At 47.5% G+C, this 21,962-nt stretch carries 17 protein-coding genes; 13 read left to right on the top strand and 4 right to left on the bottom strand.

All coding sequences use genetic code 11. The features are described 5' to 3' along the window. Positions 1–142: 142 nt before the first annotated feature. Entirely contained in the window at positions 143–655 is a 513-nt protein-coding gene (locus MKY66_RS17170; RefSeq protein WP_076217065.1) for a hypothetical protein, read from the top strand. A 2-nt stretch (positions 656–657) separates the two neighbouring features. Here MKY66_RS17170 and MKY66_RS17165 read toward each other — a convergent pair whose 3' ends face one another. From MKY66_RS17165 to MKY66_RS17150, 4 genes are all read right to left on the bottom strand, one after another. After that, positions 658–1,611 (bottom strand): hypothetical protein, encoded by a 954-nt coding sequence (locus MKY66_RS17165; RefSeq protein ID WP_076217064.1) that lies wholly within the window; start codon positions 1,609–1,611, stop codon positions 658–660. Next, positions 1,589–2,179, bottom strand: coding sequence for a sigma-70 family RNA polymerase sigma factor (locus MKY66_RS17160; RefSeq protein ID WP_076217063.1), 591 nt, complete (start codon positions 2,177–2,179; stop codon positions 1,589–1,591). The genes MKY66_RS17165 and MKY66_RS17160 overlap by 23 nt, the downstream gene beginning before the upstream one ends. Before the next feature lie 246 nt (positions 2,180–2,425). Beyond that, complete coding sequence (locus tag MKY66_RS17155) at positions 2,426–3,658, bottom strand: aminopeptidase (protein WP_076217062.1); 1,233 nt, start codon at positions 3,656–3,658, stop codon at positions 2,426–2,428. Positions 3,659–3,748: 90 nt separating this feature from the next. Next, complete coding sequence (locus MKY66_RS17150) at positions 3,749–4,981, bottom strand: aminopeptidase (RefSeq protein ID WP_076217061.1); 1,233 nt, start codon at positions 4,979–4,981, stop codon at positions 3,749–3,751. A 216-nt stretch (positions 4,982–5,197) separates the two neighbouring features. Here MKY66_RS17150 and MKY66_RS17145 point away from each other — a divergent pair, with 216 nt between their 5' ends. The 12 genes from MKY66_RS17145 to ggt all read left to right on the top strand — a co-directional run bounded on the left by MKY66_RS17145 (position 5,198) and on the right by ggt (position 21,845). Further along, positions 5,198–5,464, top strand: a complete 267-nt coding sequence (locus MKY66_RS17145) for a hypothetical protein (protein ID WP_074095413.1) — start codon at positions 5,198–5,200, stop codon at positions 5,462–5,464. Positions 5,465–5,644: 180 nt separating this feature from the next. Beyond that, complete coding sequence (locus MKY66_RS17140) at positions 5,645–6,454, top strand: MBL fold metallo-hydrolase (RefSeq protein ID WP_076217060.1); 810 nt, start codon at positions 5,645–5,647, stop codon at positions 6,452–6,454. 179 nt (positions 6,455–6,633) lie between these two features. Continuing rightward, complete coding sequence (locus tag MKY66_RS17135) at positions 6,634–7,644, top strand: aldose 1-epimerase (protein ID WP_076217059.1); 1,011 nt, start codon at positions 6,634–6,636, stop codon at positions 7,642–7,644. 132 nt (positions 7,645–7,776) lie between these two features. Beyond that, positions 7,777–9,165, top strand: a complete 1,389-nt coding sequence (fumC, locus tag MKY66_RS17130) for a class II fumarate hydratase (protein ID WP_017688147.1) — start codon at positions 7,777–7,779, stop codon at positions 9,163–9,165. Between the two features lie 176 nt (positions 9,166–9,341). After that, positions 9,342–12,086: a CHASE3 domain-containing protein gene (locus tag MKY66_RS17125; protein ID WP_076217058.1), complete on the top strand. Its 2,745-nt coding sequence runs from the start codon at positions 9,342–9,344 to the stop codon at positions 12,084–12,086. A gap of 426 nt (positions 12,087–12,512) precedes the next feature. After that, a complete protein-coding gene (locus MKY66_RS17120; protein ID WP_076217057.1) occupies positions 12,513–14,135 on the top strand; it encodes a PucR family transcriptional regulator in 1,623 nt (540 codons plus the stop codon). Positions 14,136–14,374: 239 nt separating this feature from the next. After that, positions 14,375–15,880, top strand: coding sequence for a factor-independent urate hydroxylase (gene pucL, locus MKY66_RS17115; protein ID WP_076217056.1), 1,506 nt, complete (start codon positions 14,375–14,377; stop codon positions 15,878–15,880). Then, positions 15,880–16,257 (top strand): hydroxyisourate hydrolase, encoded by a 378-nt coding sequence (gene uraH, locus MKY66_RS17110; protein WP_076217055.1) that lies wholly within the window; start codon positions 15,880–15,882, stop codon positions 16,255–16,257. The genes pucL and uraH overlap by 1 nt, the downstream gene beginning before the upstream one ends. A gap of 43 nt (positions 16,258–16,300) precedes the next feature. Beyond that, positions 16,301–17,704, top strand: a complete 1,404-nt coding sequence (allB, locus tag MKY66_RS17105) for an allantoinase AllB (protein ID WP_076217054.1) — start codon at positions 16,301–16,303, stop codon at positions 17,702–17,704. After that, entirely contained in the window at positions 17,701–19,008 is a 1,308-nt protein-coding gene (locus MKY66_RS17100; RefSeq protein ID WP_076217053.1) for a M20 family metallo-hydrolase, read from the top strand. The genes allB and MKY66_RS17100 overlap by 4 nt, the downstream gene beginning before the upstream one ends. 6 nt (positions 19,009–19,014) lie before the next feature. Next, complete coding sequence (locus MKY66_RS17095) at positions 19,015–20,256, top strand: alanine--glyoxylate aminotransferase family protein (RefSeq protein WP_076217052.1); 1,242 nt, start codon at positions 19,015–19,017, stop codon at positions 20,254–20,256. Then, positions 20,250–21,845, top strand: coding sequence for a gamma-glutamyltransferase (ggt, locus tag MKY66_RS17090; protein WP_076217051.1), 1,596 nt, complete (start codon positions 20,250–20,252; stop codon positions 21,843–21,845). The genes MKY66_RS17095 and ggt overlap by 7 nt, the downstream gene beginning before the upstream one ends. Positions 21,846–21,962: the final 117 nt, after the last annotated feature.

Raw genomic sequence — 21,962 nt, 5'->3', positions numbered from 1 at the left:
AACCATGCTGGAGTTGCATGCAAAGACAAAAGACGCTGCCGACAGAAACATCGGAGCGTCTAATTTTTTTGAAACCTGTCACCCGATCCGTCCGTTTATACCCTTACACAAAATCAAGTAAGGAAGCGGAGGATGGATCAATATGCGGAAAACGAAAACGAAGAGTGCAGCATCTATGCTAAAAATAACCCTTGTTGCCTTGTTAATGGTGCCAACAATCCTGGCTATACCTACGTCCGAACCAGCCGTTGCAAGCCCGATGATCAACGTGTCCTCTGGTGCCCTTACACCCCCACCTCCGCCGGAACCATCCATCCATTCGCTTGTTAACACTCGAGAACTTGGACATATCTATCAAGCGGTCGGTGCAGTCATTCCTGGGGGTGGATTATCGGCTATCGTCAATACCAAGACCATGACATATACAGCAATGAAGACACTTTCCGTAGATTATCGACTTGAGCGCTGGACAGGAACAGCATGGGTAACTTTCAAATCGAGTTCCAACAATGCAACGAATACAAACTTACTGAATGCCGCATCGGATTGGACCGTTATGCCAGGATATTATTATCGCGTTACCAGTATTCATACAGCGTATGATGGAAGTACCACGGAAACAAGCAAACATGTCTCTGGCACCGTGTTATTCTGATCTTATCGACGGGTGCTGCCTGGAAACTTCTGCTCTTGAAAATCGTTGGCAATAGCAGTCATTTCTTCTTCCGAAAGGGTGCCAAACAGACTCATATTGTTGGAACCCATCATCCACTGAAAGGAGTTATAGGGTGGGCCGATATACATCAGTGCTTCTGAGCCATCCGCCAGCTTTACGGTGCTCATATCACGAAGCATGGCCCCTTCAATTTTCTCCCCAGGCATGACATAGACATAATCAAACTGGATAATCTCATCCTCTATGCTCTTGCCTTCACTGGTATATTGAACTCTCATTTGTGTGGACTCATAATAATCGTCTGGATTCACAGGGTTTTCAGTATCAAGCACGAGTTCGAATTTGACCTTGTTGAATCTCTCGGGAATGGCCTTGGATAACAGAAAGTCACCCATGAACCCTTCGCGTGCGATCTCTTCCGTAACAAGTACTGGACGAAACAGATGGCTCGATAACTCATACGAAGGTGTATTAAGAGCTTCTTCTTCTTGTAATTTAAGAATGTCGTCTAAGCTGGTTTCCGGTGGTGGAGGTGTTTTGGCTGTTGACGGATCAGCCCCCAGATGGGTCGTGCGATCCTCGATGATAATGGATTTCATGCCATTGCCCCAATCCTTGATGGATTGCACAAAAGGAGATACCGCTTGCGTACCGGACGGCAGGCTGAAAATAACGGCTCCGATGGTCACGGACGCAGCTACGACAACTGAAAGTCGTAAGGTACGAATTCTTTTTTTACGTAAACCGATTCTGTTAATTTCCCTGTGTACCTTCTGCCAGGATTGTTGCATGGATTCGGTATGAGAGGCGGAAGGGGCAGAGACGGCCTGATGGAAAGCTTCATCAAAAGCCAGGTCAAACGCAGCGTCGAAATATTCGTCTTCCAGCTCTGAATCGAATGGCTCTACGTGCTTATCGGACTTGCCTTTGCTCAATGCTTCCACCCCATTCCTTATGTAATTGCTTCTTGATACTGCCACGGGCTCTGAACAAACGTTGCTTCACAATGTCTTCGGAGGTATCCAGCAGTTCGGCCATCTCTCGGTAAGAGAGACCTTTTTTCCACCGTAACTCCACCAGTACACGATATTCCGGTTTGAGCTGTCCGAGATAAAATTCAATGGACTCTTCCATCATCTGCGTTTCTACCATACTTTCCACGGAAGCTGCCGTCTGATTCATCGTCTCCATATCTATAAAAACACTATCCGTATCCAATTGGTTACGGTTATTTTTATTTTTTCTCAGATAATTAATAGCTGTGTTCCGTGTGACAACCTTGAGCCAGGCTTTCAGTTTGACCTCGTCTTCAAAGATGGGTTTGTTTTTAATGATTTTGATAAAAGCTTCCTGAATAATATCCTCTGCTGCAGCACGCTCCTTGATGATATAAACGATAAGACCATGTACCATATTATAATATTCATAATACACTTCTTCTTGAAGTGCAGAGCCTAAATTATGGAAATCTGAGGCTAGTAATAACTGAAGCCGATTGGCCATGATGTTCTCCTTTCTGGTGAACAATCCACAAACATTGGTATCATTACATTTTACAACATAATATGGAAACGATACAATGGGAGGTTGGTCCGGGAAAAACCAGATGAGAGAAGTGTGTATAACATGCGGGAAAGTTTGCTGAAAATTAATAAAAGGCCGTCTCGCCAACCATGAAAACATGGTTGCAAGACAGCCTTTTCGACTATTCAGAAAAATACATTAAGAGAGATAACTCTCCGTAATCTGTTAGAATGCCCAGTCTCCCTTAAGGAAGATGGCTTCACGTTCGCCGTTTGCTGTGATACCGTAGATGTCCGTCTCGGGTGAGCCCATCATGAAGTCCACATGAGTAATACTGGTGTTCATGCCACGGGCTGCAAGTTCTTCCGGAGACATCGATTTGCCACCTTCGATATTAAATGCATAGGAACTGCCAATCGCAAGATGGCAAGACGCATTCTCATCATACAATGTAGTGTAATACAGGATACCACTCTCAGAGATCGGTGAATGGAAGGGAACCAAAGCGACTTCGCCGAGGTAATGAGATCCTTCATCCATGGAAATGAGTCTTTCCAGCATATCCTGACCTTCTTCAGCATGAAAATCAATGATACGTCCGTTCTCAAATGTGAGTGAAAAACGATCAATGATACTGCCGCCATAACTGAGTGGTTTGGTGCTGGACACCTTGCCGTTAACACCGTGCTTGGCTGGAGCAGTGAATACTTCCTCTGTCGGGATATTGGCGACAAAAGGGGTGCCTTGCTCATTCACGCTACCAGCCTGCGCCCAGATATGACCTTCTGGAAGCTCGACAGTAAGATCCGTCCCTGGGGAGAGGAAGTGCAATGCTTGATACTTTTTGTTGTTCAGGCCAACGGCTTTGGTCTCTAGTCGTTCAATATGTTGTTCCCAAGCCGCTACAGGGTCCTCCAGATCGGCTCTCACCGCAGCAAAAATGGCTTCCCACAGCTGACTAACCTGCTCAGCTGCCGGGAGATCGGGGAATACTTTGGCTGCCCAATCGGGGGAAGGACAAGCCACACCCGTCCAGCTCATTTTATCCGCCTGTTGATACTGACGATACTTGGCCATCGCCTGACCAAATGTACGCTGATGGGTGGAAATCCGCTCCGGGTCAATCCCTTTCATCAGGTCTGGGCTGGATGACAATACGGTCAGAAAGGCTGCATTATTGGCCGCCAGTTCTTCAAGCTCCGCTGCATGCCATTTCGGCGGCTCTTGGAAGGATTCCTCAGGGGCCATCTCAAACCGCAATCGATTGACGGTTTCATCTCCGTATTTTACAATCACCTGCTTGGCTCCAGCTTCATATCCCTTACGTACCAGCAAACGTACAAATTCTGCAGTATCAATCATCGCAGAGATGACAAATACTTGTCCTGGTTGCACGTTAGCACCTACTCTTACAGCAAGTTCAGCGTAACGATCCAGTTTTTGTTCAAAACTTAACATGTGAGTTCCCTCCAATTGTTGAATTTTAGACCTGTTAACGCAGGAAAAGAGAGGAGTAATCTCCTCTCTCCTAAATCACATCAAACGGGATTAAAATGCCCAGTTTCCTTGCAGGAAGATCGGCTCTTCCGCACCTTCGGAGGTCACGCCGTGGATGTTCATTTCTCCGGATCCAATCATGAAGTCTACATGAGTGAGACTGGAGTTCATGCCACGTTCAATCAGCTCTTCTTTGGACATCGTTTTACCACCTTCCAGACAGAAGGCATAGGCATTACCAATCGCCAAATGGTTGGAGGCATTTTCATCAAACAAAGTATTGTAGAACAAAATATTGGTATCGGAAATTGGGGACTGATGTGGAACGAGGGCTACTTCACCCAGATAGTGTGCGCCTTCATCCATCTCGATCAGGTTTTTGAGTGCATCGAGACCTTGATCGGCGGTATAGTCAACAATTCGGCCGTTCTCGAATGTTAGTGAGAAACCGTCAATCAGGTTGCCGCCGTAGCTCAGTGGTTTCGTGCTGCGCACTGTACCGTTAACACCCGTTTTCAGCGGAGCCGTGAATACTTCTTCCGTAGGCATATTGGCAATAAAGACATGTCCTTGCTCATTCACACTTCCACCGGATACCCAGATGTGGCCTTCTGGAAGTTCAATGGTCAAGTCTGTGCCTGGAGCTGTATAGTGAAGCTTCTTGTATTTTTTGTTGTTCAACAGATCAGCGCGGGAATCCAGGTTTTGCAAATGGGTTTTCCATTCGGCAACAGCATCCTGCTCACCGATCCGTACCGTTTTGAAAATGACATCCCACAGGCGATCCACTTGTTGTGCTTCTGGCAGATCCGGGAACACTTTAGCTGCCCATTCCGGAGAAGGAACGGCCACGATAGACCAGCTGAATTTGTCAGCCATCTGATAAGAACGATATTTTTCGAGCGCTTTGCCACGCACTTTTTGGCTGGTAATAATGCGTTCCTGCGCTACACCGTTTAGCAGATCCGGATTTTCAGCGATGACGTGCAGAATAGCGGCACCTTCTTCAACCAGTTCAGTCATTTCAGCTGCAAACCATTTCGGTTCAATGGAGAAGGCTTCATCAGGTGCAAGATCGTAATGAAGACGTGTAACGGTTTCATCGCTCCAGTTTACTTTGACCAATTTCGCACCTTTACCGTAGGCTGCTTTGACAATCAGTCGTACAAAATGTGCTGCTGAGATTGGAGCATTAACCACGAGTGTCTGTCCAGGATGGACATTGACACCGACTTGTACAGCCAGTTCAGCATATTGCTGCAGATTCGTTTCAAAAGTGTTCATGCTATTTTTTCCTCCAATGTGATAATAATATCGTAGCTTGTTGGCTATTATAGTCCTCATTACAACTATGTAAGGACTCAGAATGGTTCCTTCATTGAATAAGGTATACGTTGCTACGTTATATATTGTACAATTAACCAATAATAATTACCAAACTAGGTTTACCAGAAATGTTGGAGACCGACTGTAGATGAAAGATTAAAGGAGAGAATGATTGTGAATATTGAAATTATAAGTGCTGAAATGCGCCGTGAAGGTGAAAAAGGATACGTGGGAAATACCGTTTACCGCACAGAAGGCGAAAAGTCAGTATATGAGATTACCTTCATGAGCAAGAACGGAAAAGATTGGGACTATAGCTTGCATTTCACGGAGCAATCCGGTGATGAAGAAGAGTTACTGCGTATGGACGAGTTGCTTGAGAATGATGACGATCTGTACAATCAATTGCTCGATGCTGCTCTGGAGGCATTTCCGGCTTAACTGGCCGAGATGTTCTTGTTCTATTGTGTTGTGTCGATGACTATACTAGACGGTGTATGCCCGAAACAGGGTGTATACCGTCTATTTTATTGGAAATGTTGAATAGATGATCCAGAAAAGGGAAGTCTACGAGATGAATGGAACCAGAGAGACAATCCGCCTAATGGGAGGTAACCGTGAATGGCATCTGACAATCTGATTACTGAAGGGTTGACGGGACTTGAAGAAGTCGCGCCCGATATTCTCAGTCTACGTACACTATTCGTTAATGTCGTGTTCATCGGAGAGCCAGGAAGCAGGAACTGGGTCCTCGTGGACACCGGAATGGCGAGGTTCACAGATCATATTGTTCAGGTTGCAACAGAACGATTTCAAGGTCCGCCGTCTGCGATCATATTGACGCATGGTCACTTCGACCATGTAGGAACCGTTATTGAGCTGGAACAATTCTGGGGTGTGCCAGTGTATGCTCATCCGCTTGAAATTCCGTATTTAACGGGATTAAAAGATTACCCGCCAGCGGACCCTTCTGTAGGTGGAGGTTTAATGTCCAGGTTGTCATTCGCATATCCTAATGAGGCGATCAATCTGGATGATCGGATATTCAGTCTACCCAAAGATCATTCCGTTCCAGGTCTATCAGGATGGGAGTGGGTGCACACGCCAGGTCATACGCCTGGACATGTGTCGCTCTTTCGAGAAGCAGACCGTTTGTTAATTGCGGGAGACGCAATCATCACAGTGAAGCAGGAGTCGCTGTGGAGTGTATTGCTTCAGGACAAACAGTTGCATGGTCCACCATCTTATTTCACAACTGATTGGCAGGCTGCTCATCAATCTGTCCAGCATATAAGGCATCTGGAGCCGAAACTTGCAATTACCGGGCATGGGCATGCCTTGAGCGGAGATATGCTGAGTGAATCCTTGAAGCAGCTTGATCTGGACTTTGAAGAGAGCACTGTGCCGGATCATGGCAAATATGTGGATTAATTGAACCATCCTATGAAAGACAGCAGAGACAGCCGTAACGTATTGCAGCTGTCTTTTTCCTGTCTTTTTTGTCTTTCTATTATGAATTTGTTCTCTATCATAGATTGGTATTTTGCGCTCGGGCATGATATAGTCGAGCCGTATAATATAACCTTAGTATGCAGGAGGTACATATAACGATGACACAGCAAAATGCAGCATTTGAAGAACAATTTGGAGGGATACCAGCCATTTGGCTTCGTTTTAGTCAGTTTGAAGCGGCAGTTATTCCAAGCGTGGGTGCCAACCTCGTTGCTTTTCGTGATACAGAAAAGGGTTTTCGTTACTTGAGAGAACCGAATCAGGATCAGATGGATGAGTTTATGGCTGCACCTGCGGTCTATGGAATTCCGATTCTTTCTCCACCGAACCGTTATGAGGATGGACGTTTCCCTTGGAATGGTAAAGTTTATCAGTTGCCTGTGAACGAACCGGCTACAGGTAACCATTTGCATGGATTTTTGCATGATGCCGAGTGGAAGGTTGAAGGATACGGTTCCGATCAGCTGGAGAGTTATGTGTTGCTTAGCCAGGACGTGAAAGAAGGACATACATTCCATAAGTACTTGCCGTTTACGTTCACGGTGACGCTTCGTTACTCTTTGAGCAGCCAAGGACTTCAGCAACAATTGATCGTCCGCAACAACGGGACAGAATATATGCCGAATTTGTTTGCATTCCATACGGCGATTGCTGTACCTTTTGCACCGGACAGTCAAGCCTCGGATTACACGGCCAAAGTTACGATTGGACAACGTCGTGAATTGAACGAGCGTTCTCTGCCAACAGGACAATTTCAACCGCTTACACCTGAGGAAGAACAATTGAAGAAAGACGGGGTTAGTCCGTTCTTTGCGGCGATGGATAATCATTACACTGCGGAACCGCAGAATGGACGTAACTATATGGAACTTACGGATCACCGTACTGGAGACAAACTGGTATACGATGTGGGTACCTCTTACAAGCACTGGATGATCTGGAACAATAACATGGGTGGCGAATTCTTCTGTCCTGAACCACAGATGAACCTGGTTAACGCTCCTAATGTTGAAGGCATACCTGCAGAAGAAATCGGATTGATCGGTTTGGAACCAGGTGAACTATTCGAACAGAGCAGCCGACTGTATCCAATTGCGTCACAAAAATAATTCTCGCTCGTTTTGCGCTACGCTTACAATTTTGTCGAAAAGGTGAAAACCTGCTCGCAAATCATGTATAATATGACGAGATACACAAGCTTTGTAGAGACCCAAACCATCTTTTTGGAGGAGGACAAGCAAGTGGAATACCGCATTGAGAGAGATACGTTAGGCGAAATGAAAGTACCAGCCGACAGGCTGTGGGGAGCTCAGACGCAGCGCAGCAAGGAGAACTTCCCGATTGGCAATGAACATATGCCGATGGAAGTTATCCGTGCCCTTGCCATTTTGAAAAAAAGTGCTGCGGCCAGTAACCATAAATTAGGTAAATTATCTGCGGCTAAGTCCGATGCTATTGCTTATGCAGCAGACGAGATTATTGCAGGCCGAATTGATGACCATTTCCCACTGGTAGTATGGCAGACGGGAAGCGGAACACAATCCAATATGAACGTGAACGAAGTGATTGCCAATCTGGGGAACCAACTGCTGGAGCAAAAGGGCAAGGAAGAGCGTCTGCATCCAAATGATGACGTGAACATGTCCCAGAGCTCCAACGATACATTCCCAACGGCTCTGCATGTCGCAGGTGTTCTGGCTGTTGAGGATCAACTCTTGCCGGCCATTGCGGTATTAAAAGCCACTTTTGCAGACAAGTCGGAGGCATTCAAGGATATTATCAAGATTGGACGTACTCACCTCCAGGATGCAACACCAATTACGCTTGGCCAGGAGATCAGTGGTTGGGAAGCCATGCTGGGCAAGAGTGAGCGTATGATCCGTGAAAGTGTACAGTATCTGAAGGAGCTTGCAATTGGCGGTACAGCTGTCGGAACGGGTATTAATGCGCATCCGGACTTTGGGGACTTCACTGCCAAGGAGATTGGCAAACATACGGGGAAAGATTTTGTATCTGCACCTAACAAATTCCACGCACTTACAAGTCATGATGAAGTTGTGTATGCGCACGGTGCCGTTAAAGCGCTTGCAGCTGATTTGATGAAAATTGCCAATGATGTCCGCTGGTTGGCCAGTGGTCCTCGTAGTGGATTGGGCGAGATCCGTATTCCGGAGAATGAGCCAGGCAGCTCCATTATGCCGGGTAAAGTCAACCCAACTCAGAGCGAGGCGATTACTATGGTGGTTACGCAGGTCATGGGTAATGATGCAGCGATTGGTTTTGCGGCAAGTCAGGGTAATTTTGAACTGAATGTATTCAAACCGGTTATCATCTATAACTTCTTGCAATCCGTGCAACTCCTGGCGGACTCCATTATTGCGTTTAATGACAAGTGTGCCGTAGGCATCGAGCCTAACTTGGATCAGATTGAACATAATCTAAATAATTCACTCATGCTGGTTACCGCTCTCAATCCGCACATTGGTTATGAGAATGCAGCCAAAATTGCGAAGCTTGCGCATAAAGAAGGCTTGTCTTTGAAACAGGCAACGCTACAAACGGGCCTGCTTACCGAAGAGCAATTTGATCAATATGTCGATCCGGCCAAAATGATCGCTCCAAAGGCCTAAAATCAGCCATAATGAGCAATATAGATCACTGAAGAGGACGACCTGCACAAGCAGGTCGTTTTTCTAATGCAAATCGATGAACTTAAAGCTTGTCAGACTATACGTATACATATAAACTACATATGCACCAGTTTTAATTTAATTATGGGATTCGTATATATTTGGAGGTTTCAGCGTTGTCAAAAACGAGAAGATTTACGATACGCTCCAAAATTTTATTGGGCTATCTTGTAGTTGTGCTTTTGTTTGGAGCTGTTCTGCTAGTGCTTACGGCCCAAATTAATGTGTTACAGAAGGAAAATGATTTTATCTCCCATCATGATCTGGAAGTACATAATCTGACCAACGCGATTGAAAAAAATGTCTTGAACATGGAAACAGGACAGCGTGGATTCATGATTACCGGAAATGAAAGTTACCTGGAGCCTTATTCCCAAGGCTTATCTCAGTGGAGTTCCAACTATGATCAGTTGAATGCTCTCATTAGCGATAATCCTTCACAGCAGCAGAGTCTGCAAAGCATCAAAGCTCATATTACACGCTGGATTGAGATTGCTGGGGAGCCGTCGGTGGACTTGAAAAAGCAAGGGGATCAAGCGAAAGTTGTTGCATTCTTCGAATCTGATCCGGGTAAAACTGAAATTGATCTACTGCGCTCGCAACTTACAACCTTCCGTAATACAGAGATCGCTCTGACCGAGGCGAGGGTGACTGAACTTGCCAGACGTAGCTCCACACTGCTGACGATTATGTACACGTTGTGGGGGATAATTGCAGCATTATCAATCACCGCTGCGTTCGTAATTTCAGGCAATATTGTCAAAACGTTACGTGATGTTATGCAAACGATCAGCGATATTTCCAAAGGTGGAAACCTGAAGCAGCGAATTCAGGTGCGAACCCATGATGAAGTAGGTGATCTGGGGCATGAAACCAACAAGTTGCTGGATGAAGTGCAGGAACAGAATCGCATCAAGGATCAAATTACGGGGATCGCTACACTCTTGCAGAACCCGACCAATCTGGAGGGATTGTCACGTTTGTTCCTGAACGAACTTGCCATCCAGTTTGAAGTACCTTATAGCGTTCTTTATTACTGGAAAGACAATCGACTGCTTCGGGTAGCTGCATATGCTGCGGATGGAGAGAAAGAACGTTCGCTTGGTAAAGTGTCGCTTGCCCCGGGTGAGGGACTTGTTGGACAAAGTGCTGTCGAGAAGCGAGTCTTGCGCATGAATGATCTGCCTCAAAACTATATCCGAATCTCATCGGGTCTTGGACATGCATCTGCCACATCTCTTACTGTTGTGCCTGTCCTGTTCGAAGGCAGAACGATTGCGGTAATTGAACTTGCATCAATGAATCCGCTGCAAGAGAACGACATGAAGTTGTTGCAAGAACTGACGGAGATTTTTGGTGTTTCACTACACTCGACCGTCACTCGCATGGAATTACAGCAATTATATGATGAGTCACAAGTTCTGAATGAAGAATTACAGGCACAATCGGAGAAACTTCAGGCTCAGACCGAAGAGATGCTGTCTCAGACGGAGGAACTGCAAATGCAGACCGAAGAGCTTCATATGCTTAATGATCGCCTGGAAATACAGAAGAGTGCTGCTGAGACATCAGCCAATGAACTTGCAGTTGTGGCTGATCAGTTACGAACAAGCTCGGGGTACAAATCCGAATTTTTGGCGAACATGTCCCATGAACTGCGGACACCGCTCAACAGCATGTTGATTTTATCCGAAATATTGTCTGAGAATAAAAACCAACACTTGAATAGTGAAGAACAGAACTATGCTTCGGTCATTCACAAGTCGGGAAAAGACCTGCTGAATCTGATCAATGATATTCTGGATCTATCCAAGGTGGAAGCTGGACAGATGGAAGTGGATTTCGATGATGTTTATCTAGGTAGTCTGCCTGAGGTCATGAATCAGTATTTCCTGAAAACAGCAGAGCAGAAAAAAATAGATTTCCGAATTCAACTCCAAAGTCCTTTGCCGGAAACCATCGTGACAGATGAGATGAGATTGCACCAAATTCTTCGAAATCTGCTCTCCAACGCATTCAAGTTCACCAGTGAGGGTGAAGTTGCCTTAACCATCTCCAAAATGAGTCTGGCTCATCCTGAATTGAAAGACCAAGAGACCGACGTGATTGCTTTCTCCGTCAGTGATACAGGGATTGGCATTGCGGATAACAAACTTCTTCAGATCTTTGATGCATTCAAACAGGCGGATGGGGCTACGGCACGTAAATATGGTGGAACGGGACTTGGGCTGTCGATCTCTCAATCGCTTGCGACTTTGCTGGGTGGTTCAATCTCCGCAACAAGTCGCGAAGGACATGGCAGTGTGTTCACGCTGTTCCTGCCACTGCGAAGAGATGAACCTGAGACTATGAATGCATCGCGGTTGTTCCTGAATGAGGTGGCTAGCACTACACCTGAGGTCAATAAGCTTCCTTCAATAACTTCCGAACAATCTGATGTTTTATTGACACCTCTGGAAGAATCTCTGCTCAGTGGTCGTCAAGTGCTTGTCGTTGATGATGATATACGAAATGTATATGCGCTGGCTAACGCTCTTGAGCGATACGGCATGAATGTCATTTCAGCTCAGAATGGGTACGAATGTCTAGAATTGTTGGAGCGTGGAGGAGTCAAGCCTGATATCATCATGATGGATATTATGATGCCGGAACTGGATGGTTATGAGACGACTCGCCAGATCCGTGAACGGCTTGGCATGACTCAGCTTCCGATTATTGCACTGACAGCCAAGGCCATGAAAGAGGATCGGGAGAAATGTATTGCTGCAGGTGCTTCGGACTATCTCAGCAAACCGCTAAATATCAAAGATGTCTTATCCCGTATGAAATTATGGATGAATCACGAAACATTGGAGATCTGATCGTAGTTGAACTAAAAGTTATTTACACTGACACTACGATGACAGAACAACCCTCCAATCGCTGTTATCCCCAGATTTTTTCGATTCCCTTTTTTAAAGGGGAAAATCCGGGGATAAAGGCGAACGCTTCGCTTTTTCAGGTTTTTTCTGCCCTCTCCGTTATCGTGTAAATGGATTACTTCAACGTTATGTGGATCATAGTAACTTATAAAACCTATGCCGATTACAGGAAAGTGCGCTGTAATTAGGTCATAGGTTTTATTTTTTTTCCGTGTAAGCTTTATTTAGGAAATTGATGTTATAATACTTAACAACAAATAAAAGACAAACGCATAAATATGGATTTAATTAGAAAAATAATTCGAAGTTCAGTTTCATTAACCAGAATGACATAATATTGTGTTATATATATGGGAGGTAGTGTCCATGCAACTTACGGTTAAAGAGGCTTTACAGGTGTACCCGTTGTCAGAGGCCAAACTGGTTGCGGGTGGGGAAGGGACTTCACGGATGATGAAATCCGTTAACGTCATGGACGCTCCTGATATCGCGGATTGGATCAAATCCGGAGAAATGTTGTTCACCACCGCTTTTATTATGAAAGACAGTGAGACGGACGCATTACGTTTGATGCGACGCTTGAATGAACGCGGCTGTGCAGGACTCGGCATCAAGCTGGGACGTTTCTGGCAGTCCATTCCCCAAGGTATTGTCGAGGAAGCTGATCGGCTTCGTTTGCCACTGCTTGAGCTCCCCTTTCAATTCACCTTCTCCGACCAGATGAATGCCTTGTTCAAGGCTGAACATGAACGTAGCAACCGATTGCTGCATGAGGTTGTGCAGAAGCAGAAAAAATTAATGCAGTTTGCACTGCAACAGCAGCCACATCGGAATGTGTTTGCCGAACTTGCCACGGTGCTGAACTATCCGCTTGCCGTCATTGGTTCACGTGGGCATGTGCTATATGGGAGTGAAGGCATTGCAGGGGATGCTGTAACCCAAGGCTGGCCTTGGAAATCCGTCATGCACCGAGTGAAATGGAATCAGGGAAGTTGTCATCGCGTACCCATCAAGCAAAATGATGAAGAGTACGGGGCGTTGCTTGTGTTTACGGATTCAGCCCTATCGCTTCGAGCGGAGGAAGAGCTGTTCCAACAGGCTGCGGATGTGCTGGCATTTTATATGGATATGACTTATCGTGAGCATATTAATCCGACCGTGCAAGATGAGATGCGTACGCTGCTTACACAGTATCTGGATAACAAAATGACCGTTCAGGAATTAACCACCATGAGTGAAAACAAAGGTGTACATCTATTCCAGGGAACTTATCAGTGCGTATTGATTACACTTGAGCCGACTCTGTTTGCCGAGGGAAAGCTACTTAAACAGATTCATCGCGAGTTGCAATACAATCCGCTGATGCAATTCACGGCCTCACAGCATTTTCAGATCGAAGATGGCATTCTGTCCATCTACACCTGCCCAACAGGGCGAGATTATGGAGAGGAGCTGTCAAGTTTTCTCTTGAGTCGTTTCGGTGATGTTCTGGCAGCGCAAGAAGCAAAAGGAGCACCGGCTCCACGTTTCTGGATCAGCAAAATGAAACATGAGCCCAAGTCGCTCCGTGAAGCATACCAGGAGTGCCTGGATACACGACAACTGGCTCGTCGGTTCGGCATGAAAGACCGTGCGTTGCAATTTGAAATGCTCGAATTTGCCTATGTGTTCCAACACGTACCGGATAACATCATGGAGAACTACTGCAATAAAGTACTCGAACCACTACTTGCCAGGGATGGTGATCCCAATCAAGTGCTGATGAATACATTGGAGTCCTTTATCGAGAATGACGGACTGATCAATGAAGCTGCCAAGCAACTGTTTGTGCATCGCAACACGGTCACTTATCGTATGGAGAAAGTTGGCAGCTTGCTGCAAATGGACTTTAAGAAAACGAATGATCTGCTTAAATTAAAGCTGGTATTTACCTTCCGCAAGTTCGTGCGGGACAAAGCAGTTGCAAGACCGCACAATGTCCAACTCTAGACCGCACATTGTGCAACATGACAATGCCACCGGGTTAGACCCCCAAGAACCGCATTCCGTTGATGGAGTGCGGTTTTTTCATGTTTAAGGACAACAAAAGCTGATCTTCCCGTGCACAGCAAACAAATCACAACTCTGATGTTATGTTATATTACAAAATTGCGTAAATATTGTTGTCGCGAAATTGAACGGCACTTAGAATGAAGAACAATAATCCACAACAGACCGGAGGTTCTAACATGAGCGACTTAATTAAACTTGTTAACAACTGGTCTATTACACAGTTTGTGCATACGTTTGGCGGCTTATTTGAGGAATCACCATGGGTGGCTGAGCATGCCGGGCTTTCACGACCTTTTGATTCATTTGAAAAGATGATGAAAGTGATGAAAAACGTGGTTCAGGCATCGGATGACCAGGTGAAGTTGCAGTTGCTTCGAAATCACCCGGATCTTGGAGCGCGAATCAGCATGAGCAGCAACTCCGTTCAGGAGCAGGCTGGTGCAGGGCTGGATTCACTTTCACAGGAACAATTCAACGAAATTCAACAATTAAACAAAGTATATACAAGCCAATTTGGCTTTCCATTCATATTGGCCGTTAAAGGCCATACCGCAAGTTCCGTCCTCGAATCCATGCGGCAACGTCATCGCCGAGGCAGGGAAGAAGAATTCGAGACTGCAATGAAGGAAGTATTCAAAATTGCGGGCATTCGTTTGGAGCAGTGGCTTGCACAGATCGGTCATGAACATGAGTTCGTGAGCAAGCCAGCCACAGTGCAGCAGCGGACGATGTATTACGGCAAAGGGGATGTGTGGATGTACCGTTCCTACGCCAAACCGTTGACGGGTATCCAGTCCATTCCGGAATCTCCTTTTATGGGACGCAGCAATATTCTGTTTGGATTGAACATCAAGGTGGCTGTGCAGGGTGATGATTTCTTGCCTTCTTTTGCAGAAGGGGATAATTCGCTGGTGGTCGCAACCGATTCGATGAAAAATTTTATTCTCAAACATGCAGCGGATTACACAGGAGCGACGGTGGAAGGATTTCTTGCGCTGGTAAGTCGGCGTTTCCTGGAGACGTATCCGCAGATGAGCAAGGTTCAGATGACAGCGGACCAGATTCCGTTTGAAGATATACCCATTGGATTAGAAGGAAGTTATCGACCGAGTGCGCTCGTATTTCGTTATTCGCAGAATGATCGGGCGACAGCTGCCGTGGAAGCAGAACGATCAGGAGACTCGATTGAACTCAGCAACCATTTCAGTGGTGTAGCCGATCTGAGACTGATCAAGGTCAAAGGCAGTGAATTTGCCGGATTCATGCAGGATGAATACACCACTCTTCCAGAGACATGGGATCGACCGTTATTTATTTTTCTGAACATCAATTGGCGTTATGAAGATCCGAGAGATGGCATGGACGATCAGCGTGGACGGTATGTAGCGGCGGAACAGGTCAGAGATTTGGCTGCTGCGGTATTTCATGAGTGTCGATCCGCTTCCATTCAACATCTGATCTTCCAGATTGGACGAAGGTTGCTAATTCGATTTGAACAGCTGAGTGAGGTTTCATTTGAATCCAACAATCGGACTTGGGAGACAGTGCTGGAGGAAGTGAAAGAGGGAGAAGGCAAAGTATTTACCGAGCCGAGACCACCATATGGATTCCAGGGTTTCTCGATGACAAGGGATGATCTGGGAACAGACGGCCATGACTCCGGGAAAGAAGGTGACGTCTAATGTCGATATCTGGTGGACGAATTACAACACATGTGCTGGATACATCCAAAGGCGTGCCTGCTGCGGGTGTTCGGATCGAGCTGTATACCCTGAAGAGGGATGGGGAGCAGGAAAGCAAGACAAAAGTGGCTGAGTCGGTGACCAATGCGGATGGACGTTTGGAGGCACCGCTGCTGGATGGAGGCAAGCTGGAGCTAGCGATATATGAGCTTCAATTCCATGTCGAGAGTTATTACGCACAGCGTTCGTTGGAGGAGCTAGGCCAGGCATTATGGACGATTGTTCCGATTCGTTTTGCCGTATCTGATACCTCAAGCCATTACCATATTCCATTATTGATTGCTCCAGGAGGTTACAGTACATACCGGGGAAGCTGAACATGCACACATCCGGTTCTGATTCAGGGGGAGGGTCATCCACATGACAACATTTGATACCATCATCCGGGGGGCCCGGGTGGTGCTGAGAGATCGGGTAGAACAACTGGATATTGGCATAACTGGTGAAAAAATAACGGAACTATCCACGCTGCTGACCGCTGGTGAAGCAACTTGCATCATAGAAGCTGAGGGGCTTACAGTGATGCCGGGTGTCGTGGACATTCATGTACACTTCAATGAACCTGGACTCGCCAGTTGGGAGGGATTTCGATCGGGTTCGGCAGCTCTTGCCGCAGGGGGAATCACTACCTATGTCGATATGCCGCTTAACGGTGTACCACCAACCACAAGGCCGGAAGCATGGGAGATGAAAAAGAAAGCAGCTGCCGACCAATCCTATGTTGATTATGCCTTCTGGGGAGGTTTGGTTCCCGGCAATCGTGAGGAACTTGCTCCATTGTCACGGCTGGGTGTTGCCGGATTCAAGGCATTTATGTCTGAGCCGGGAGGCGAAGGGGAAGACATCTTTGCCAGAGCCGATGACCACACGCTATTGGACGGAATGCATGAAATTGCAACATTAAAACGTGTGCTGGCACTTCATGCAGAGGACGAAGGCATGGTTGCCGAACTCGGTGCAAAAAGCATTGCTGAGGGAAAGACTGAACCGATGGATTATATCCGGTCCCGTCCTGTGGAAGCCGAAGTCGTCGCGGTTGCGCGGGCATTGAGATACGGTGAACAGACCGGGTGTGCGCTGCATTTTGTGCACATTAGCACCCGGGAAGCCCTGGATCTAATTGCAGAGGCTAAACGGCGTGGGCAAGACGTCACTTCGGAGACATGCCCTCATTATCTGACGCTGGTCGATCAGGATGTGGTCCGTTTGGGTGCTGTAGCGAAATGTGCTCCACCACTTCGTAGCTCTTCCGAGCAGGAGCAGTTATGGGATGCACTGACTTCGGGATTGATTGATGTTATTGCCTCAGACCATTCGCCATGTCCGCCATCCATGAAACAATCCGATAGCTTTTTTGAAATCTGGGGAGGTATATCCGGAGCGCAAAGCACACTGCTGATCATGCTGGAGGACGGACATCTTCAGCGTAATATAAACCTCCCGTTGCTCGGAAGAGTACTCTCCCTTCAGCCTGCCAGAAGGCTTGGTCTGGAGAGTAAAGGGGAGATTGCAATTGGCAAAGATGCAGATCTGGTCCTGATTGACTGGGAGAGAAACACAACCCTGAACACGGAGGATCTGCTCTATACGCATAAACAGAGCCCTTATGTGGGACGTACATTTAACTGTCAGATTGCAGACGTATTTTGCCGTGGGCAACGGGTATATAACTCGGAATCCGGATTATCTCCTGTGCCTCTCGGGCAATACATTGTGGCTTACTCTTCTAGTCCCATCGAAGCGGGAATGGAGGAGACGCCATGACAGAATCTAGAGTATACCGGTCATCCGGTACCAATAATGCACCTCTTCCTTTGCCGGATGTGGAACAGGTGGAGCTGCAAGCCATGCTTGACTGGCTGTCGACATATGGCGCGGATGCACAGGGCGGCGTTACAAGACTGTTGTATGACTCGGCTTGGTGTGAAGCACAAGGTGCCCTTGCAGCCAAAATGCAGGAGAAAGGATTGTCTCCCGAATTTGACCAGTCCGGTAATCTGTATGGCACACTCAAGAGTGAGGGTAAGGAATCAGCGACTGGTGCTGAAGAATTGCCGATTGTGACCGGATCACATATTGATACGGTGGTGTATGGCGGCAAATATGATGGTGCTTACGGTGTGGTGGCGGGAGTCCTGGCATTGGAGTATTTGCAGAAGCATTTCGGAGCACCGAAGCGCACACTCCAAGTGGTATCGTTATGCGAAGAAGAAGGAAGTCGATTCCCTTTTGCGTATTGGGGTTCACGCAGTATAACAGGCATAACGGCTCTGGAAGACGTAGAACATTTGAAGGATCAAGACGGCGTTACCTTTACACAAGCGATCCGGGATGCGGGTTTTGGACCCGATAGTGCATATAGACCTGCCGCGAAAAATTACGGTGCCTTTATTGAGCTTCACATTGAGCAAGGTCAGGTTCTGGAACGTCTTGGACATTCGATTGGAGTTGTATCCGATATCGTAGGTCAGAAGCGGTTCAGTATTACCGTAAGCGGGGAAGCGAATCACGCAGGAACGACGCCGATGTCCTGGCGCAAAGACGCACTTGCCGGAGCAGCCGAGATGATTGCTGCGGTACGGAGTATTGCATTAGATGTAGGAGAACCACTCGTAGCCACGGTTGGGCGAATCACGGCCGATCCGGGTGTTGGGAATGTGGTTGCAGCACGGGCGGTGTTTTCACTCGATATCCGCCATATCCGGCAGGAAAGTATTGATCGCTGCTGGCAGGATATGCTCCAGGCATTTAGTCGTATCGCAGCCGAGCAGCAGCTTGGACTTGACTGGGAAGAACATCTGTCGGTGACGCCCATTCCTATGAATGCAGAGATGATCTCGGACATTCAAGATATCTGTGAGCAGGAGCAATTGTCCTATTGGCCAATGCCAAGCGGGGCAGGACATGATTCGCAGATTTTTCAGCCAGCTTGTCCGACGGCCATGATCTTTGTGCCGAGCCAGGACGGTATTAGTCATAATCCACTTGAATATACAGCTGAAGCAGACCTGATGCACGGTTTTCAGGTTCTGGTCCGGCTACTCTATAAATACGGTTACGGGAGTTGAATGCAGATGTCCAACTATAAAGAGTTATCTCCGTCCTTGCGGACCATTATGACCCCGGGACCCGTTGAGGTTGATCCGCGTGTGCTAAGAGCATTATCCTTTCCGATCCTGGGGCAGTTTGACCCGGAGTTCACATCCTTGATGAACGAGACAATGGCGATGCTGCGAGAGTTATATATGACAGATAACGAGTGGTGTTATCCAGTCGATGGTACATCCCGTTCAGGGATTGAAGCTGTGTTGGTCAGTCTAATTCAGCCTGGTGACAAAGTTCTCGTCCCGATCTACGGGCGATTTGGACATCTGCTGGTTGAAATCTCGGAACGTTGCGGTGCAGAGGTTGTCTTTTTTGAAACGGAATGGGGAACGGTATTTGATCCGGAAGAGGTGATCAAGGCGATCCATACCCATAAACCAAGTCTGGTTGCGATGGTTCACGGTGAGACTTCCACCGGACAGATGCAGCCCCTTGCCGAGATTGGCAAAGCCTGTCGTGATCTTGATATTTTACTCGTTGTGGATGCTGTGGCTACCATTGGTGGGACTCCGGTGGAGACGGATGCGTGGCATCTGGATGCGGTAATGGGTGGTACGCAGAAATGCCTGTCTGTTCCTTCAGGGATGGCACCTCTCACATACAACAGTCGAGTGGAGCAGAAACTGATGAGCCGCAAAACAGTTGAACGCGGACTGCGAGATGCAACCAGTGCGAGGGCAGAAGGCCGCACGATTGCCAGCAATTATTTTGACCTAAGCCAATTGCAGGATTACTGGAGTTCAGCACGGTTGAACCATCATACGGAGGCCACCTCCATGCTCTACGGTCTTCACGAAGGTTTACGCATTCTGCTGCAAGAAGGATTGGAGGCAAGGTTCCAGAGACATCTGGTAAATGAACGTGCGTTGGTTGCTGGAATTCAGGGAATGGGACTGCAACTGTACGGGGATATGTCAAGCAAACTTCCGGTAGTCACCTGTATCACCATTCCGGAGGGGATCGATGGTGAGTCGGTGCGCAGCATGTTGCTGAACGATTTTGGTATTGAGATTGCCAGTTCATTTGGACCGTTGAAAGGACAGATCTGGCGGATTGGTACAATGGGATTCAGTTGCCAACGCAAAAACGTACTTCATGTGCTGGGAGCGCTGGAAGCTGTTCTTCTCCGTCATCGTCACGTATTACCTGCCGGTGAAGCGGTGCAGGCCGCATTGGATGTGTATGCAGGGAAGGAGGGCGCCTTATGTTAAATCAGATGCCAATCTCCAGGGAGGTCATGGTCACTTCTCCTCATTATCTAGCGAGTGTAGTTGGAAGTTCTATCCTCCAGCAGGGCGGGAATGCTTATGATGCCGCTGTTGCGGTCAGTGCAGCTCTGGGTGTGGTATATCCGCATATGACCGGACTTGGCGGGGATGCCTTCTTCCTGATTCATGACGGAGCCAGTGGTGAGATTACCGCCTATAACGGAAGTGGCCGCTCAGCCGCAGGCATTCATGCCGATACGTTCAAAGCGATGGGCATGAATGCCATCCCTCAGCGCGGAGTGCTTAGTGCAATTACGGTTCCGGGAATGGTGGATGCCTGGTGGGAAGTATGGTCTCGGTACGGAAAGTTAACGTGGGAGCAGTTGCTTGAACCTGCCGCGCAGTATGCGGAAAAAGGATGCCCTGTATCCCGGAATCTCCGCCTGTGGATGGAAAGGGATGAAGATTTCATTATGGGGCATACACCGCTGCGAGCAGTATTTGCGCCTTTGGGTACACTTTTGCAGGAAGGTGAGCTGCTGATCCAGCCTGATCTTGCTGCCTCCATTCGTCTGATTCAGACGGAAGGGCGAGATACTTTTTATACAGGAGAACTCGCGGATCGTCTGACTTCGGCTATTCGTGAGGATGGGGGCATGCTTGCCCCAGCAGACTTTGCAGGGCATCGAGGCGAGTGGGTGAAACCGGTTAGCACGGAGTATCGTGGCTATGAAGTTCATCAGATGCCGCCCAACTCGCAGGGATTCTCGATGCTGATGATGTTAAATATGCTGGAGCATACGGATCTGTCCTCTGTAGCACGTACCTCACCGGAATTCTATCATCTGATGGCGGAAGTGGTGAAAAAGGCGTTTCGTGATCGTGATCGTTATCTGACGGACCCTGATTTCAGGGACATTCCGCTTGATCTTCTGTTGTCCAAGAGTTACGGAGACCAATTGTGGAATGAGATTCAGTCTGCTCCACCTGTGGCACAGCCGTTTTTGTCCAAAACGATAGGCCAGGACACGGCGTATGCAGCGATTGTCGATAGCGAAGGCAATGCCGTTTCATTCATCCAAAGCCTGTATTTTGACTTCGGCGCAGCGTATGTTCCGGGGGATACGGGGGTTATCATGCAGAACCGGGGGTCGTTTTTCTCCTTAGATCCGAGAGATGCCAACGTACTGGAACCCAACAAACGCTCATTCCACACCCTCATGCCGGGCCTTGTTACACGAGATGGCAAACCTTATATGCTCGTGGGTACACAGGGGGGAGAAGGGCAGCCGCAGACACAATTATCTGTGCTTACCGGAGTGCTTGATTATGGGCTGAACATTCAGGAAGCAATCAGCCTGCCGCGTTGGGTGTATGGACGTACCTGGGGCGAAGAAGGCGATACGATGCGTGTGGAGAACCGATATCACGATGACGTATGTGCAACCCTTGCCCGGTGGGGACATAACGTTGAAGCGAGAGCACCGTGGGACGGTATTATGGGACAGTCGCAAGGCATTGTCATACGTGAGGACGGCATGATTAGTGGCGCGGCAGACCCTAGGGGCGACGGTATGGCTATTGGGTGGTAAACCAGCTAAATGAGCATTTATAAGTTCAACTAGATATTTACACGATAACAGCGGTCAGAAGGTTAGTCTGTCATCGGAGTGCAAGTGTAAATGTGTATGAGTTGTAATATATAGACA

This window comes from Paenibacillus sp. FSL R5-0766, assembly GCF_037971845.1.
Lineage (GTDB): Bacteria > Bacillota > Bacilli > Paenibacillales > Paenibacillaceae > Paenibacillus.
Note: the sequence above shows the minus strand (reverse complement) of the source record. Positions and strands in the feature narration are given on the sequence as shown.

Excerpts from the sequence above, each read along its gene's own strand:
- MKY66_RS17095 (WP_076217052.1), top strand. The coding sequence starts at position 19,015 with ATGTCCAACTATAAAGAGTTATCTCCGTCCTTGCGGACCATTATGACC.
- MKY66_RS17140 (WP_076217060.1), top strand. The coding sequence starts at position 5,645 with ATGGCATCTGACAATCTGATTACTGAAGGGTTGACGGGACTTGAAGAA.
- MKY66_RS17160 (WP_076217063.1), bottom strand. The coding sequence starts at position 2,179 with ATGGCCAATCGGCTTCAGTTATTACTAGCCTCAGATTTCCATAATTTA.
- uraH (WP_076217055.1), top strand. The coding sequence starts at position 15,880 with ATGTCGATATCTGGTGGACGAATTACAACACATGTGCTGGATACATCC.
- MKY66_RS17150 (WP_076217061.1), bottom strand. The coding sequence starts at position 4,981 with ATGAACACTTTTGAAACGAATCTGCAGCAATATGCTGAACTGGCTGTA.
- MKY66_RS17170 (WP_076217065.1), top strand. The coding sequence starts at position 143 with ATGCGGAAAACGAAAACGAAGAGTGCAGCATCTATGCTAAAAATAACC.
- MKY66_RS17135 (WP_076217059.1), top strand. The coding sequence starts at position 6,634 with ATGACACAGCAAAATGCAGCATTTGAAGAACAATTTGGAGGGATACCA.
- ggt (WP_076217051.1), top strand. The coding sequence starts at position 20,250 with ATGTTAAATCAGATGCCAATCTCCAGGGAGGTCATGGTCACTTCTCCT.
- MKY66_RS17120 (WP_076217057.1), top strand. The coding sequence starts at position 12,513 with ATGCAACTTACGGTTAAAGAGGCTTTACAGGTGTACCCGTTGTCAGAG.
- pucL (WP_076217056.1), top strand. The coding sequence starts at position 14,375 with ATGAGCGACTTAATTAAACTTGTTAACAACTGGTCTATTACACAGTTT.
- MKY66_RS17100 (WP_076217053.1), top strand. The coding sequence starts at position 17,701 with ATGACAGAATCTAGAGTATACCGGTCATCCGGTACCAATAATGCACCT.
- MKY66_RS17155 (WP_076217062.1), bottom strand. The coding sequence starts at position 3,658 with ATGTTAAGTTTTGAACAAAAACTGGATCGTTACGCTGAACTTGCTGTA.
- allB (WP_076217054.1), top strand. The coding sequence starts at position 16,301 with ATGACAACATTTGATACCATCATCCGGGGGGCCCGGGTGGTGCTGAGA.